Raw genomic sequence first — 15857 nt, forward strand, 5'->3', positions numbered from 1 at the left:
TGCAGTATAAAAATTTGGAGTTCTTTTTTTGTTGATCAGGCGATAGAACAGGAATTAAACTTCTGTTGCGTCGCACTCTTGTACTGTTGAAATTTTATTCATCAGTTGAAAAGTAAAAAATCATTGTTCAATTTATAAACAAATGCCCGACCTCCCTCTCTGCAGGAGAGGGAACGAGGGAGAGGCTTAAATCATGTTAAGTATTAAAAATTTACAGGCACGTATTGAAGAAAAGGAAATCTTAAGAGGAATCAACCTCGATATTAAACCGGGAGAAGTACATGCTATCATGGGTCCCAACGGAAGTGGTAAATCAACACTGGCTTCTGTATTAGCCGGCCGTGCTGATTATGAAGTTACCGGTGGCAGTGTTGAATTTTTAGGAAAAGATCTGTTAGAGCTTTCTCCTGAAGACCGTGCAAGAGAAGGTTTGTTCTTAGCGTTTCAGTACCCCATTGAAATTCCGGGTGTAAGTACCACCAACTTTATTAAAACAGCAGTGAATGAAGTGCGTAAGTATCGTGGTGAAGAACCAATGGATGCAGTTGCATTTTTAAAGCTGATGAAAGAAAGAATGAAACTGGTAAATATTGATCAGTCATTGTTAAGCCGTTCATTGAATGAAGGGTTTAGCGGTGGTGAGAAGAAGCGGAATGAAATTTTCCAGATGGCCATGCTTGAGCCAAGACTGGCAATATTGGATGAAACAGACAGCGGCTTGGATATTGATGCACTCCGTATTGTAGCTGAAGGTGTAAACAAACTGAAGTCGAAAGACAACGCAACATTAGTGATTACTCACTATCAGCGTTTACTTGATTACATCGTTCCTGACTATGTACACATTCTTTACAAAGGACGTATTGTAAAAACTGGCGGAAAAGAACTGGCATTGGTACTGGAAGAAAAAGGATATGATTTTATTAAAGAAGAATTGGGCGAAGAAGTTGAAGCCTGATAATGCCCTGGCTGCAGGGAATTAAATTAAGAATCAATCAGGTTGCTGAGCAGCCTCACGGAAAAGACTAAAAGTTATGTCAGAATTAAAGGAACTAATAAACGATAAATACGCCGAACAGAAGTTCAGTGGAAATGGTGCTTTGCAAAGTCTCAGCAACAAAGGCTTTGAAGCATTTGCTGAACTGGGCATCCCTACTGTAAAGCATGAGGAATGGAAGTACACAAGGATCAGCAGTGTGCTTGGTAAAGATTTTTCATACGCAACTAATGCGACAGTTATTACTGAAACAGATGTGAATGAATTTCGTTTGCCGGGAAATGAACATGCGAATGAACTGGTATTTGTAAATGGAATTTATCAATCGAAGTTATCAACCATCCGTTCATCAGCTGATGAACTGGTGATTATGCCGTTGAGCGAAGCTGCAAAAGGAGAATACAAATCGATTGTAGATAATAATCTTGGTCACAGTGCATCTTATCATAAAGACGGCATCAATGCATTGAACAATGCATTTGCACACCAGGGTTTGTTCATCTCCATCAAAAAAAATAAAGCTGTTGAACATCCATTGTACTGTTATTATATCAATGATGCAAGAACGGTAAGTGTGTTTTCCCAGCCACGTACATTGATTCATGTAAATGTAAACGCAGAAGTGAAACTGGTGGAAGAAGAAGTAACACTTGGCAGCAGCGATTCCTTCATCAATAAGATTTCAGAAATAGTAGTGGAAGAAAACGCACAGGTTCATATTTACAAAATACAGAACGAAGACAGTCACAGCAGCTGTGTAAAAACAACGCATGTGCGGCAGGTGGGAGTGAGTAAAGTGAATTCAGTAACCATTACACTGAATGGCGGAGTGATCCGCAATAATCTCAACTTCATTTTAGAAGCACCCGGTTGCGAAAGCAATATGTATGGTTTGTATTGTGTAAAAGGAAGTACACATGTTGACAATCACACCATCGTGGATAATCAGATGCCCAACAGTTTAAGCAATGAATTGTACAAAGGGATTATTGATGAAAATGCTACAGCTGTCTTCAACGGGAAAATATTTGTACGCAAGGATGCACAGAAAACAAATGCTTACCAGAGTAATAAGAATGTATTGTTAAGCGATACTGCCACCATCAACACTAAACCTCAGCTGGAAATTTTTGCAGATGATGTAAAATGTTCGCATGGATGTACGGTTGGCCGTTTGGATGAAGAAGCCTTATTCTATTTGCGAGCAAGAGGTATTGGTGAAAAAGCTGCAAAAGCTTTATTGCTGCATGCGTTTGCAGGTGAAATACTCGATAAGATTGAACTGAAACCGATCCGTGATTATGCAGACAGGATCATTTCTGAAAGACTTGATTTTGAGAATCAACTATTAACAGATTAACTATGCCGAATACAGCCCTTTATATAGCATTTGATGTTGAGCTGATCAGGAAACATTTCCCTGTGCTGAACAGGAAAGTGAAGGATAAGCCATTGGTTTATTTTGATAATGCTGCTACCACGCAAAAGCCGCAGGCAGTAATTGATGCATTGGTGAATTACTATTCAAACTACAATGCAAATATTCACCGTGGTATTCATTCGCTGGCAGAAGAAGCAACAGCAGCCTATGAAGCAACAAGGGATACCGTGCAGAGATTTATCAATGCCGGTCATCGGGAAGAAATTATTTTCACCAGAGGAGTAACAGAGAGCATCAACCTTGTTGCCTATACATGGGCAAGAACAAATTTGAAAGCAGGTGATGAAATCATCATCAGCGGCATGGAGCACCACAGCAATATTGTTCCCTGGCAGCTGATTACAGAAATGACAGGTGCAAAGTTGAAAGTGATTCCAATTGATGATAACGGTGAATTAATGATGGAGGAATTTCACAAGCTGCTGAATGAAAAAGTAAAACTGGTTTCTGTTGTGCATGCTTCCAATTCATTGGGAACAATCAATCCCGTAAAAGAAATCATTGATGCAGCACATAAGATCGGAGCAATCGTAATGCTGGATGGCGCACAGTCAACTGTTCACCTTGATATTGATGTGCAGGAACTTGATTGCGATTTTTTTGCGATCAGTTCTCATAAGGTATACGGTCCAACAGGTATTGGTGTGTTATATGGGAAAAGAGAATTACTGGAAGCAATGCCGCCATTCATGGGTGGAGGAGAGATGATTAAAGATGTAACATTCGAAAAAACAACCTGGAATGAATTGCCTTACAAGTTTGAAGCAGGCACACCCAATATTGCTGATACAGTTGCATTGAAAGCTGCCATTGATTTTGTAGAACGTATTGGTAAAAAACAGGTTCGTCGTCATGAAGAAGAGCTGCTGCAGTATGCAACAGAACAATTAGAATCAATTGATGGCATCCGTATAATTGGAAAAGCAAAACAAAAAGTAAGTGTCGCTTCTTTTGTTGTGGATGGTGTTCATCCGCAGGACCTGGGAATTATGTTAGATAACCAGGGAGTTGCTGTTAGAACAGGTCATCATTGCACACAACCATTGATGAACCGTTTTGGTATTCCCGGTACAACAAGAGCAAGTTTTGCGATGTACAATACAAAGGATGAAATTGATGTGATGATAGCAGGATTAAATAAAGCAATTAAGATGTTGAGATAGAAGCCCCCTCTAACTCCCCAAGGGAGGATAGGATGCAGCCATTAAAGGTTTTATGAATGATTGAGTAGTTGAAATGTGAAGAGTAGAGATTTAAAGTTGATGTGGAAGAACAAATTGTTTATTAAAAATACAAAGCCCTCTCTACCAGAGAGGAGGAAATGTCAGAAGCCTGAATGAAATCAATAGCAGCAATAGAGGAAGAAATAGTTGAAGATTTTTCTCTTTTTGATACCTGGGATGAAAAGTATGAATACATCATCGACATGGGAAAGAAGCTGAAGCCTTTGGAAGATGAGTATAAAAAAGATGGAAACAAAATCAAAGGCTGCCAGAGTACAGTGTGGATGATCAGTGAGTTTAAAGATGGGAAAGTGGTTTACCGTGCTGAAAGCGATGCAGTAATTGTAAAGGGATTGGTGAGTATGCTGATTCGTGTATTAAGCGGACATGCACCACAGGAAATTATTGATGCCAAGCTGGACTTTATTGATAAGATTGGTATGAAGCAGCACCTGGCACAAACAAGAAGCAATGGTTTGTTAAGCATGGTGAAACAAATGAAATTGGACGCAACAGTTTATTTAGCACAACAACAACTCCCCCCCCCAAATGAGGGGCTAAGCAGAGCGCTTGTGACAAATGTTGAACAATACTATAGCTGATGAATGAAAGAGGAGTGTTGAAATGCTGAATTACAAAAGATAATAAAAAAACAAAGGCTCGGCCTCCCTCTCTACCGGAGAGGGAACGAGGGAGAGGCTTATGAATACAGAAGCAATAAAAGAAAAAATCATCGAGAAAGTGCAAACGGTATTTGATCCGGAGTTGCCGGTGAATATTTATGATCTGGGTCTCATCTATAATGTAGATGTAAATGAGAAAGGTTATGCGCAGATCACAATGACGTTAACAGCACCCAGTTGCCCGGCTGCACAATCATTACCTGTGGAAGTGGATCAGAAAGTAAGAGAAGTGGAAGGAGTGACAGATGTAAACGTAATGATTACCTGGACACCGAAATGGGATAAGAGTATGATGAGCGAAGTGGCAGCGTTGGAATTAGGATTTATGTAATGACTTGCCCCTGCCTTCAGGATGGGGAATAAAATAAATAATTATGGCAATGATTTCATTAGATAGTTTGATGGGCAACAGTGGTCCATCCTATCCCGAACAAATAGTAGCAGCTTATCGTAAGGAACTCGTGGATGCAGGATTTGAACAGATGATGACAGTGGAGGAAGTTGAAAAAATATTGAGCGGCAACACAGGAAAAGTGATCATGGTGGTATTGAACAGTGTATGCGGTTGCAGTGCAAGAGTAAGCAGACCGGGAGCATTGCTCAGCTTTTTCAATCATGTTGTTCCTGATGTAAAGGCAACTTTATTTGCAGGAATGGAAAAAGATGCAGTGGTGCACTTCCGTGAAAAATATCTGAACGGAGTAACGCCTTCATCGCCCAATATTATTCTGTTGAAGGATGGAAAAGTATTGCTTCAGCTGCAACGTCACCAGATAGAAACAACAGATGCAGGAAGTATTGCAGACAGTTTAATTGAAGTGTACAATAAAGAATGTACCAAGCAAACAACAGAGGAAGAACGTACTGAACTGAGAACCTATTTTACAAATGTGTACCAGGTTGATCCATTGGCAGCACAGGCTTAAACGAAAAACAACACATGAAAATAACGTCATCAGAAGAATATGGTATCCGGATGCTCATCCGTATTGCATCTGCTAATCCTGTTGAAGGATTAAGCATTCCGCAGCTGAGTGATGCAGAAGGATTGAGTGAGCCGCATGTGGCAAAGATCTGTCGTACGTTACGGATGGAAGGTTTCATTAACAGTACTCCCGGTTATAAGGGCGGATATGTTTTAGCGAAACCGGCAGAACAAATCATCATCAATCATGTATTGAAAGCATTGGGCGGAAACTTATTCGATAAAGAATTTTGCGAATCACACACTGCTGTTGGTCGTCTGTGTACCAACTCTGTTGATTGCAGTACACGTTCACTCTGGCGCATGGTACAAAGTACACTGGATAACCTGCTGGAGAAATTAACGCTGAAAGATCTGATCGTTAATGAAAAAGAACTGGAGTTAAAGTTAGAAGCAGTGTTGCAGAGGAATATGGATGAGTTATTTAATACTAAGTAGTTGATTCTTTATAAATTCAAGTTCGTTTTTAGCACAGACAGAGCTAATATCTTTAATTGTTTCTTCATCTAGAGTTTCATGATATAATAGTGAAAGTTTCCAAAGTTTTTCTTTTGGATAACTTGAAATTGAAAATTTAAATCTATCAAATTCGATTGCAAAATGGGTTTGATAATGATCATCTAAATTTGACGCTTTTCTTATACGCTTGTGCCTATAAATAAAATCTAACTTAATAGGAGGTAGATACATAAACCCATTTTTTATATCTTCTAAAATACTATATAGAGATTTAATATCTGTTGGGTTTATATCCCAATATTTGGCATTACCTGTTGTAGTCAAAGAATCACTAAATTCTATTCTTATATTCGATTCAAGATAAAGGTCATCGAATGGATTTAATTCGGTAATTCTTGCACTAAGAAGTGGAAAAATTGTTTTTTCAATTACTGTATTGAATACTTTTTCATTTAATGTCTTTTCTATACGGTCATTTATATTTTTGAGTTCTTTTTAAGCAGCTCTATCTCTTTTTTATAATCATTCTTTTCTTGAATGTCTTCTCCTTTTTTTGCCATTAAATAGATTTCCTGCCATCTATTACTGCAAGCAATAATATAATTGATAAATGATTCAATGTCACCAGCGTCAGCCTTGTTTAAAGCGGTTAGGTAACTTTTTTTATCGTTACTCTCAATTACAACCGGGGCGTATCCGTTTCGCAGCAGGTAATAATTCATAAGCAATCTTGAAGTTCTTCCATTACTATCATCAAAAGGATGTATTCGCACAAAACGGTAATGCACAAGTGATGCAAAGTGAATTGGATGTAGTTCTTTGCTTTTTTCTTCAGATCTAATCCATTCAATAAAATCCCCCATTAAAGCAGGTGTTTCTTCAACAGAAGCATAATAGAAAGGTTTCGCCATTTTCCAGGCGAACCGGATTAGGATGCGTTTTGTATTTGCCTGGTTCAATTAATCTTTTAGTAGATTGCCCATCACTCTGTTAAGCATCTTTATAATAAGGTCTTACAAGAATTGTTTGATTTATTTCTCTAATGAATTTTTCTGTAAGTATATGTTCAGGGTCTAAAGCTGCTTCTTTTACCAATCGTAATGCAACATCATGCGCCTTCATTTCTTCCAGTTCTCTTAACGAATAAGCATCGCTGCCGACTTTATCAAACATAAGGAGTAGCTGCGTGTGCCCATAAGTAAGTGTATTTCCTTCTATATGGTTGGAGTTGTAATTGAACTCAAGGCGGTACTTATTCCAGAATTTCTGTTCGAAATCAGGATTAATCGGCTGTAAGTCGTCAGCTTCTTTTTTTAATACATCAATTTGTTGTATACTGGCAGAAAGGTTCATGCCTAAAATTAAGAAAGCCATTTGAGATTTTCAGGAATTTTATATTTTCCACTCCACAATCTCATTCACCCATTCTTTCTTCAACGGGGCTGTTATCTTGATATAATTGTCGCTGTAACCTTCCATCATGGCATTCTTCGAATGTCCTTCAAACAAAACTGGTCTTGTTTGCCCTTCATGCTGCTGTGTAAAGTATTGCATCTTCATGTAAGAAAGATTGCGGAGGGTTTTGTTACGGTCGTAACGCACATTTAATGGCACAATGGGTTTGATCGTTAATGCATGTGTATTGTCACGCTCAGAATAAGTAAATACATGCAGGTAAGAAACATCTAAGGAATGAAGAAAGTCAAATGTTTCTTTAAACAGTTCATCCGTTTCACCGGGAAAACCAACAATCACATCCACACCAATACAGCAATGCGGCATCAGTTGTTTAATGAGTGCAACACGTTCAGCATATAATTCACGTTTGTAACGGCGGCGCATCATACCCAGCACCGTATTGCTTCCGCTCTGCAACGGAATATGAAAATGCGGCATGAACTTTTTGCTCTTACTTACAAACTCAATTACTTCATTGGTAAGTAAGTTCGGTTCAATAGAAGAAATGCGGTAACGTTCAATGCCCTCAACTTTATCCAGTTCCTGTATTAATGAATAAAAATTTTCTTTTTCGTCATTCGGAGATTGTTTTAAATCCCCCCTTTGGGGGGTGGGGGGGCGAAAATCGCCGAGGTTTACACCGGTCAATACAATTTCTTTGCTTCCACCTGCTGCAATTTCTTTTGCATTGCTGATCACATTAGAAATGGTATCGCTCCTGCTTTTTCCACGGGCCATGGGAATTGTACAGAAGGAACAGGTATAATCGCAACCGTCCTGTACTTTCAAAAAAGTTCTGGTACGGTCGTTAATGGAATAAGAAGCATTGAAACCGTTTACATCTTCAATTTCACAACTGCTGATCTTTGCACTGTCGCCTTTAGCAAGCTCCTGATATGTGAAGCGAGATTAAATTTTTCAGCAGCACCGAGCACTAAATCAACACCGGGAATTTCTGCAATTTCTTTTGGTTTCAACTGTGCATAGCAACCGGTTATTACCACTAAACTTTCAGGAGCTTTCCGTTGAATACGGCGAACCAGCTGGCGGCATTCTTTATCAGCATTATCGGTAACAGAGCAGGTATTGATCACATACACATCGGCCATGTCGTCAAACTCTTTCTTTTCAAAACCTTCACTCTCCATCTGACGACTGAGTGTGGAAGTTTCGGAGTAGTTGAGTTTACAACCGAGTGTGTGAAATGCGACTGATTTTGCTTCTGCCATAGTTGTTTAATTTCTTCCATCTGCACAGTTTCATGCTGTTTGTACAGAGCCTGCAAAGGTAATGAAGAATTGAAAAAGGAGCAGGATAAACTTGCGCCGATGCAGCTTTTGATCTGTCATAAAATCATTCAGCCAGTTTTGTCTTCAGCCGCTTATTTTTGCCCTCTTTTCTCTGAACCAATGGATAACCGGAATACAAAAACATATATTCTCTTTCAGCCAAAACATTTACTTACAAAACGACCTGTTTTGGAAATCAGGCAATGGATTAAAACTCCAACAGGTGTTACTTCCGGTGAGCAGCCGTTAACAAGACAGCAACTGAAAATATCTTTTCCTTCGGTAAGTGATGAAGGATTTAAAGCAATTCTGGCTTTTTCAAAACCTGAATTGCAGAAAGTGGAAGCGGCTTTGCATAATCAATCAGCTTATCACAGTAACGAAGCAGAACGGAGTGCAATGCAGAAAAAAGCAATGGTTCGATACCTGCAATCCTTACTCATGAGTTTGCGTCAGCAAAATAAAACGGTGGAATTATATCACCAGGTGAATGGTGCTTCTGCATCATCTGTACAAACAGTGAAATGTATATTGTATGCTTATCCTGTTGAACTGGCTTTTCATGTAATTATTGATGACAGCCAATACCTGCTGGATATATATGTAGTGAGAGGAAAAGAACGGATGCACTATAACGAATTTAAGCGTGTTCATTTTTTACTGGAAGCTGATTCCTGTTATTATCAACTCTCTTCCAAAAGTTATGAAGCTGCGGAATGGCTGCAGCAACAGGATGAAACCAAATGGACAACAAATGATCCGGCTTCCTTTGAACAGGTAATCAGTAAACTGAAGGAATGGGAACTGAAAGTGGATGCATCAGTCATTTCGCAAGGAGAAGAATTGATTGCAGAACCGCAGCCACAGGTAATGCTGAGCGAACTCAATAATACATTTCTAAAACTTGAACCACGCTTTGTATATGATGGATATACAGTGGATGGCCCGTTTGAAGCAGTGACCAAACAACCCGATAGCTATCGGGTCGGCAGATAAAACAATTTCCATTGTGCGTCATCAGCAAAAAGAAGAAGAGCTGGTGGAGTTTCTCCGTTCACTGCATGAAAAGTTCACCAATCAAACGAATGGGTTCTTTTATCTAAACTTTGCAGATGCACAAAAGAAAGGATGGTTCCTGAAAGTGTATCACCATTTACTGGAGATGGGAATTGATTTGCTGGGAATTGATTTGATGAAGCATTTTCGTTATTCACAGTATATAGCAGAAACAGTCATCAGCAAACAGGAAGTGGAAGGCAACTGGATTTGTTTATCAATGACAGTGAAGTTTGATAAAGAAATTATACCGCTTACCTATTTGCAGAAGAGTTTACTGAACGGACAAAAAGCCGTGATGCTGAAAGATGGAAGTCTTGGTGTATTGGGTGAAGAATGGTTAAAGCAATACGGGCTATTAATCAGGCATGGAAAGATCCGTAAAGAAGAATTACTGGTGCCGAAATGGTTGCTGATGAGTGAAGCAACGGATTCAAAACCGGATGAAGTACGATCAGCAGTGATTAAAACAGATATCAGTGCAGCATGGTTCAGCAAATGGAAGCAATGGGAAAAACAAACAGAACCATTATATCCCTTACCTGCCGGATTAACAGTTGAGCAATTGCGTCCTTATCAGCAAAAAGGATATGAATGGTTAAGATTACTTTCTGAGATTGGAGGAAGCGGCTGTCTTGCGGATGATATGGGATTGGGAAAAACAATTCAAACAATTTCTTTTCTTCTGCACCAGATTGAAGAAAACCCTTTTGAAAAACATTTGGTTGTAGCACCTGCAAGTTTGTTATATAACTGGCAGGAAGAGTTAAAGAAATTTGCTCCTTCAGTAAAAGCAATTGTATTTCATGGAGCAGAAAGAGATGAAGAAGAAATACAACAGCCCAATCAACAAATCGTCATTACCAGTTATGGTACATTGCGGCAGGATATTGAACGGTTACAGTTGCTGCAGTGGAATACAGTTGTCGTTGATGAAAGTCAGCACATCAAAAATCCGGCTGCGCAGGTAACAAAAGCAGTGTGGCAATTGATTGCAAAAACACGTATTGCATTAAGCGGAACACCGGTGATGAACGGAACAGGCGATCTCTACAGCCAGATGCATTTTTTATTGCCGGGCTTATTAGGCGCAGGTGAATTTTTCAGAAGAGAATATGCTATTCCCATTGAGCAAAAAGCTGATGAAGAAAAAGCCGCAGCTCTGCAAAAACTCATTAAACCATTTGTATTACGACGTACAAAAGAGCAGGCAGCTCCGGATTTGCCGGCCAAAACAGAATCGGTTTTGTGGTGTGAAATGGATACTGATCAGCGGGCTGCTTATGAGAGCATCAAAGAAAATGTACGAAGCAATATATTGCTTGAAATCAATGAACATGGATTGAATAAAGGAAAGATGTCGGTGCTTGCAGGTTTGATGAAACTGCGTCAGGTTTGCAACAGTTCTGAATTGCTGAAAGATGAAGACATCTTTACGTATGAAAGTATCAAAACAAAACTGCTGATTGATGAACTGAAAACAATTATTCCGCAACACAGGGCACTTGTGTTCAGCCAGTTTACTTCCATGCTTGATTTACTGGAACGGGATTTACAGAAAGAAGGAATTAAAACCATCCGTCTTGATGGACAAACAAAAGTTTCACTACGGCAGGAGCTTGTTGCAGAATTTCAACAGGAAGAAAGTGAGGTGGCTGTTTTTCTGCTGAGCTTAAAAGCAGGAAATGCCGGACTTAACCTAACTGCAGCTGATTATGTTTTTCTGTTTGATCCATGGTGGAACACAGCTGTTGAAAGCCAGGCCATTGACCGTACACACCGCATTGGTCAGCAATCGCATGTATTTGCCTACCGCATGATCTGTAAAAATAGTGTGGAAGAAAAGATCATGAAAATGGCGGCTGGTAAAAAGAAATTAGCCGAAGAACTGATTACAGCTGAAGAAGGATTTGTTAAAAGTCTGACGCTGGATGATATCCGTTACCTGCTTGAATAAAAATTTTTACAAACAGGTGGAAAAAACAATATTATTGTAAGACAAACAGAAGTTATGAAGAAAGTGCTTCCATATATTTTACTAATTGTTTTGCTGCTGGCTGCGGTCATGATCCGCCGTTGTAACAGCACAAAAAATACAACCGATAATCAAAAAGAAAAAAAGAAAACGGAAGATGTACGTAATCCCACAGAACCGAAAACGGATAACGAGAAAAGTAATTTAGATGTCTTCAGAGATCCTGAATCAGATTTTTATTTTACAAAACATGCACGCTGCCGTATGAAGTGCAGACATATTACACAGGAAGAAGTGAAAGAAATTGTACGGAAAGCTGAAGTGAATTATAAGAAGAGTGAACTGGATGCAGTGCAGGGACCGAAGTATGCATTGGAAGGATATACATCGAGAGACAATCAGCATGTGCGGATTATTGTTGCACCGAAACAAAGGCATTTAACTATTGTAACGGTGATTGATTTGGATGAAGATTGGGAATGCCCGAGTTGTAAATAGAGCGGCACGGCCCCCTCTAACTCCCCCGAAGAGGGAGAACTGCATCCGCACTAAGCTAACTTATTTGAACAGGTTAAAGAAGAGTAGGGGGGGGGAAAAAGGGGATTAAAAAATTTAGGGGGAGGGGGAGAGAAAAAAAATTGTTTAAAGAGGTGTGTGCGCCTCCTCTCTTCCGGAGAGGAGGAAGGGTGGAGAGGCCGGGAACTGCTGCAACACTGGCCCAGCTAACTTATAATGTTTAATTAATGGTGAGTGTTGGATATGGACGATTAAAGAATTTAAGTTGATATGGAAGAACAAAAAGCTAATAAGAAAGATACAGTGCCGCCTCCTCTCCCTGGGAGAGGAGGTTGGGTGGTGAGGCTTCTCAAGCCATTTCAATATATCTACGCCATTTACGCCATGCTTTTATTTGTGGTGATCATGTTGTTTGTTTTTCCTTTTGTTGTTGCAGGTTCGTTCTTTGGAAAAATAAAGGGTGGAAATATTGTGATGGGTATTGCAAGAGGCTGGGGAGATGTGTGGTTGTTCCTGCTGGGTATTTATCATGTGCGGATTGTTGAACAGGAAATCAGGGAACATCAACCATATATCTTTGTAAGTAATCATAATTCATACATGGATATTCCGCAGATGCTGAAATCTGTGCGACGTCCGTTGCGTATTTTAGGAAAAGCAGAAACAGGGAAAGTGCCCATCTTCGGAATCATTTACAATGCAGCGGTTGTGCCGGTTGCAAGAGGCAGTGCAGAAAACCGGGCAAGAAGTGTAAAGACATTAAAAGCTGTATTAAGCAAAGAAATTTCTATCTATATCGCACCGGAAGGAACTTTCAATATGACAGATCAACCGTTGATTCATTTTTATGATGGCGCTTTTCGACTGGCTGTTGAAACACAAACACCTGTCAAACCAATGCTGTATTTAGATAGTGTAAAACGGTTACACTGGAGCAGCATCTTTGCATTTACTCCAGGTAAATTAAGAACGGTTTATCTGGAAGAAATTTCTCCTGTCGGTTACACGGCTGATCAGCTCAAACAAAAAGTATATGAAGTGATGGAGAAGAAACTGGTGGAGTATAAGGCGAGTTGGATTGCAAGCCCCCCAACCCCCTGAAGGGGGAGTAAATACACACACCAAGTGTTCACTATCTTACTTAATTTTATTGGTTCATGAACATTGAAAATGCTGATAATATTTTTTCTGATCAATCAGTGGAGTCGAGCTCCCCTTTAGGGGCCGGGGGTTTCGCAGATATCATCATACCACTTGCTCTTCCCCGGAATTATACCTGGAGCATTCCTGAACGTTTACAGGAACAGGTAAGGGTGGGTGTGCGTGTGGAAGTGGAGTTGAAAAAGAAACGTTATGCTGGTGTTATTAAAAGTCTGCACAACAACAAACCCTCAGCATTTGAACCGAAAGGAATTTTGAATGTACTGGATGTTGAACCTATCATACATGAACAGCAGTTGAAGTTGTGGCAATGGATCGCCAACTATTATTTATGTTCCGAAGGTGAAGTAATGGCCGCTGCATTGCCAGCACATTTTAAACTGAGCAGTGAAACCATCCTCATGTTTAATGAAGAAATAGGCGAAGATTTTTCTACACTGGATCATGATGAATATTTAGTTGCTGAAGCATTGCTCATTCGCAAAGAATTGAAATTGCCGGAGGTGCAGATGATCCTTGATACATCGCATGTATATCCTGTCGTAAAACGGTTGATTGAAAAGCGGGTTTGCTTTGTATGGGAATCATTGAAAGAAACCTACTCAGCTAAAAAGGAAACCTTTGTTTTACTCAATCCGCAATATGATAATGAAGATCAGCTGAGTGATTTGCTGAACAACTGGAGCCGTGCACCCAAGCAGATGGAATTGCTGTTAAGCTATCTGCATCTCATCAAAACAGAAGGTGAGGTAAGCAAAACTGCTTTGCTGAAAAAAAGCGGCGCCAGTGATGCACAGCTCAAAGGATTGGTTGAGAAAAATATTTTGTTCTTAGAAAAAAGATCGGTTGACCGTTTGCAAAACCTGCCGAGAAATGTTTCCATTGATTTTGAATTAACAGAAGCACAGCAGCAGTCCATAGATTAAATCAGGAAGAGTTTTGAAACAAAACCTGTTTGCTTACTGCATGGTGTAACAGGAAGTGGCAAGACATTACTCTATATCAAACTCATTGAAGAGTATATTAAAAAAGGAAAGCAGGTATTGTACCTGTTGCCTGAAATTGCATTAACAGCACAGATCATCCGCCGCCTGCAAAAACATTTTGGCGGGTACATTGGTATTTATCACAGCAAGTTTAACCAGAACGAACGGATTGAGATCTGGAACAAAATCAAAACAGGTGAAATGAAAGTGGTGCTGGGTGCAAGAAGTTCTCTGTTTCTTCCCTTTTGCTGACCTGGGTTTGATTGTTTGTGATGAAGAACATGATGGTTCTTACAAACAGCAGCAACCTGCTCCCCGTTATCATGCAAGAGATGCAGCTGTGTATTACGCTAATGTAACAGGAGCGAAGGTATTACTGGGAAGCGGCACGCCAAGTGTTGAAACCTATTATAACACCCAAACGGAGAAATATGGTTTGGTTGAATTGAATGAACGATATGGTGAAGGCGAATTGCCAGCCATTGAATTGATTGATACCAAACCACTCTTCAAACAGACAAAAGAAAAAGTAATGATTGCTCCTGCTTTGCAGAAAGCAATTGAAGAATCATTGCAACAAAATAAACAGGTTATTTTATTTCAGAACAGGAGAGGGTATACACCACACCAGGTTTGTAAAGCCTGTGGCTGGATTCCGCATTGCCGTTATTGTGATGTGAGTTTAACCTTTCATAAGTTCAAGAATAAACTGCAGTGCCATTACTGCGGAACAGTGTATCCGACTTTTACAACCTGTGAAGCCTGCGGCAGTCATGATTTTATGCAGCTGAATTTTGGAACCGAAAAAGTAGAAGAGCAGTTACAGGAATTATTTCCCAAAGCAAAGATTGCAAGAATGGATTATGACACGGTGAGTGGTAAGACGGCACATGATCAGCTGATACAGCAATTTGAACAGCACAAAATTGATGTGCTGGTGGGAACACAGATGGTTGTAAAGGGTTTGGATTTTGAACATGTAAATCTTGTTGGCATACTCGATGCAGACAGTTTATTAAGCTTTGCTGATTTCCGGGTGAATGAACGTGGCTTTCAGTTAATGGAACAGGTGAGTGGAAGAGCAGGAAGGAAAGATGCATTGGGTAATGTATTGATACAGGTGGCGAATATCAATCACCCGGTGTTGAAATATGTAAAGGCGCATGATTACAAATCTTTTTTTGCAGAAGAGATCAATGGAAGAAGACAGTTTTTTTATCCGCCGTTTTCAAGATTGATTCAGTTAACCTTCCGGCATAAGTTTAAAGAAGTGGTGGAAGCTGCCTCACAGATGGTGGCTGAAAATATGAAACCCTTGCTTGGGAATTATATGGTTGGTCCGGCAGAACCGGTGGTGAACCGTATACGCAATCAGTATCTCATGGAGCTGGTGTTGAAACTGCCCAAGGATGCGCATCTTCTTCACCAGGCAAAAGAAATGATCCTGGCACAGGCGGTGCATTTACATAATCATGCAAAGTTTAAAAGTGTGGTGATGATTGCGGATGTGGATAAGGTATAGTTATTTGGGATATTGAATTATACCCAAAACTTTATGGTAAAATGTAAGTATTGAAAGAAAGGGTGTTTATCCATTTCCGTTGACAATAAAATCAAAATATTCTCCC

General features: G+C 39.8%; 14 protein-coding genes and 2 pseudogenes. 12 read left to right on the top strand and 4 right to left on the bottom strand.

Annotated elements, in window-relative coordinates; genetic code table 11:
* Nucleotides 1–193 precede the first annotated feature (193 nt).
* The 7 genes from sufC to IPK31_12290 all read left to right on the top strand — a co-directional run bounded on the left by sufC (nt 194) and on the right by IPK31_12290 (nt 5767).
* On the top strand, nt 194–958 hold the full coding sequence (sufC, locus tag IPK31_12260; GenBank protein ID MBK8088650.1) for a Fe-S cluster assembly ATPase SufC: 765 nt from the start codon (nt 194–196) through the stop codon (nt 956–958).
* A 76-nt stretch (nt 959–1034) separates the two neighbouring features.
* Complete coding sequence (gene sufD / locus IPK31_12265) at nt 1035–2357, top strand: Fe-S cluster assembly protein SufD (protein ID MBK8088651.1); 1323 nt, start codon at nt 1035–1037, stop codon at nt 2355–2357.
* A gap of 2 nt (nt 2358–2359) precedes the next feature.
* Nucleotides 2360–3601: a cysteine desulfurase gene (locus tag IPK31_12270; GenBank protein MBK8088652.1), complete on the top strand. Its 1242-nt coding sequence runs from the start codon at nt 2360–2362 to the stop codon at nt 3599–3601.
* Between the two features lie 173 nt (nt 3602–3774).
* Nucleotides 3775–4263, top strand: a complete 489-nt coding sequence (locus IPK31_12275; GenBank protein ID MBK8088653.1) for a SufE family protein — start codon at nt 3775–3777, stop codon at nt 4261–4263.
* 100 nt (nt 4264–4363) lie between these two features.
* Nucleotides 4364–4675 (top strand): DUF59 domain-containing protein, encoded by a 312-nt coding sequence (locus IPK31_12280; protein MBK8088654.1) that lies wholly within the window; start codon nt 4364–4366, stop codon nt 4673–4675.
* A 43-nt stretch (nt 4676–4718) separates the two neighbouring features.
* Nucleotides 4719–5270: a BrxA/BrxB family bacilliredoxin gene (locus IPK31_12285; GenBank protein MBK8088655.1), complete on the top strand. Its 552-nt coding sequence runs from the start codon at nt 4719–4721 to the stop codon at nt 5268–5270.
* 14 nt (nt 5271–5284) lie between these two features.
* Nucleotides 5285–5767: an Rrf2 family transcriptional regulator gene (locus tag IPK31_12290; protein ID MBK8088656.1), complete on the top strand. Its 483-nt coding sequence runs from the start codon at nt 5285–5287 to the stop codon at nt 5765–5767.
* Here the strand turns inward: IPK31_12290 and IPK31_12295 are convergent.
* The 4 genes and pseudogenes from IPK31_12295 to mtaB form a co-directional block, all read right to left on the bottom strand.
* Nucleotides 5750–6112 carry a hypothetical protein gene (locus IPK31_12295; protein ID MBK8088657.1) on the bottom strand — a complete coding sequence of 121 codons (363 nt, stop codon included), beginning with the start codon at nt 6110–6112 and terminating at the stop codon, nt 5750–5752. The two genes, IPK31_12290 and IPK31_12295, sit on opposite strands and share 18 nt — an antisense overlap.
* Nucleotides 6113–6264: 152 nt before the next feature.
* On the bottom strand, nt 6265–6699 hold the full coding sequence (locus IPK31_12300; protein MBK8088658.1) for a Fic family protein: 435 nt from the start codon (nt 6697–6699) through the stop codon (nt 6265–6267).
* Between the two features lie 79 nt (nt 6700–6778).
* Entirely contained in the window at nt 6779–7162 is a 384-nt protein-coding gene (locus tag IPK31_12305; GenBank protein ID MBK8088659.1) for a hypothetical protein, read from the bottom strand.
* A gap of 18 nt (nt 7163–7180) precedes the next feature.
* A pseudogene (mtaB, locus tag IPK31_12310) lies at nt 7181–8475 on the bottom strand (tRNA (N(6)-L-threonylcarbamoyladenosine(37)-C(2))-methylthiotransferase MtaB).
* A 99-nt stretch (nt 8476–8574) separates the two neighbouring features.
* Between mtaB and IPK31_12315 the strand changes: the two are divergent.
* From IPK31_12315 to priA, 5 genes and pseudogenes are all read left to right on the top strand, one after another.
* Nucleotides 8575–9531: a hypothetical protein gene (locus tag IPK31_12315; GenBank protein MBK8088660.1), complete on the top strand. Its 957-nt coding sequence runs from the start codon at nt 8575–8577 to the stop codon at nt 9529–9531.
* A 13-nt stretch (nt 9532–9544) separates the two neighbouring features.
* A complete protein-coding gene (locus IPK31_12320) occupies nt 9545–11548 on the top strand; it encodes a DEAD/DEAH box helicase (protein ID MBK8088661.1) in 2004 nt (667 codons plus the stop codon).
* A 54-nt stretch (nt 11549–11602) separates the two neighbouring features.
* The gene (locus tag IPK31_12325; GenBank protein MBK8088662.1) at nt 11603–12064 is read left to right on the top strand and encodes a DUF4258 domain-containing protein; all 462 of its coding nucleotides are present in this window, start codon (nt 11603–11605) and stop codon (nt 12062–12064) included.
* Between the two features lie 288 nt (nt 12065–12352).
* Nucleotides 12353–13183, top strand: a complete 831-nt coding sequence (locus IPK31_12330; protein ID MBK8088663.1) for a 1-acyl-sn-glycerol-3-phosphate acyltransferase — start codon at nt 12353–12355, stop codon at nt 13181–13183.
* 56 nt (nt 13184–13239) lie between these two features.
* Nucleotides 13240–15751 (top strand): annotated as a pseudogene (gene priA, locus IPK31_12335) (primosomal protein N').
* Nucleotides 15752–15857: the final 106 nt, after the last annotated feature.

The sequence above is a fragment of the Chitinophagaceae bacterium genome (assembly GCA_016713085.1).
Classification (GTDB): Bacteria; Bacteroidota; Bacteroidia; order Chitinophagales; family Chitinophagaceae; genus Lacibacter.

Bases quoted from the DNA above. Each gene is read 5' to 3' on its own strand.
- sufC (MBK8088650.1), top strand. From the start codon at position 194: ATGTTAAGTATTAAAAATTTACAGGCACGTATTGAAGAAAAGGAAATC.
- sufD (MBK8088651.1), top strand. From the start codon at position 1,035: ATGTCAGAATTAAAGGAACTAATAAACGATAAATACGCCGAACAGAAG.
- IPK31_12270 (MBK8088652.1), top strand. From the start codon at position 2,360: ATGCCGAATACAGCCCTTTATATAGCATTTGATGTTGAGCTGATCAGG.
- IPK31_12275 (MBK8088653.1), top strand. From the start codon at position 3,775: ATGAAATCAATAGCAGCAATAGAGGAAGAAATAGTTGAAGATTTTTCT.
- IPK31_12280 (MBK8088654.1), top strand. From the start codon at position 4,364: ATGAATACAGAAGCAATAAAAGAAAAAATCATCGAGAAAGTGCAAACG.
- IPK31_12285 (MBK8088655.1), top strand. From the start codon at position 4,719: ATGGCAATGATTTCATTAGATAGTTTGATGGGCAACAGTGGTCCATCC.
- IPK31_12290 (MBK8088656.1), top strand. From the start codon at position 5,285: ATGAAAATAACGTCATCAGAAGAATATGGTATCCGGATGCTCATCCGT.
- IPK31_12300 (MBK8088658.1), bottom strand. From the start codon at position 6,699: ATGGCGAAACCTTTCTATTATGCTTCTGTTGAAGAAACACCTGCTTTA.
- IPK31_12305 (MBK8088659.1), bottom strand. From the start codon at position 7,162: ATGGCTTTCTTAATTTTAGGCATGAACCTTTCTGCCAGTATACAACAA.
- IPK31_12315 (MBK8088660.1), top strand. From the start codon at position 8,575: ATGCAGCTTTTGATCTGTCATAAAATCATTCAGCCAGTTTTGTCTTCA.
- IPK31_12325 (MBK8088662.1), top strand. From the start codon at position 11,603: ATGAAGAAAGTGCTTCCATATATTTTACTAATTGTTTTGCTGCTGGCT.
- IPK31_12330 (MBK8088663.1), top strand. From the start codon at position 12,353: ATGGAAGAACAAAAAGCTAATAAGAAAGATACAGTGCCGCCTCCTCTC.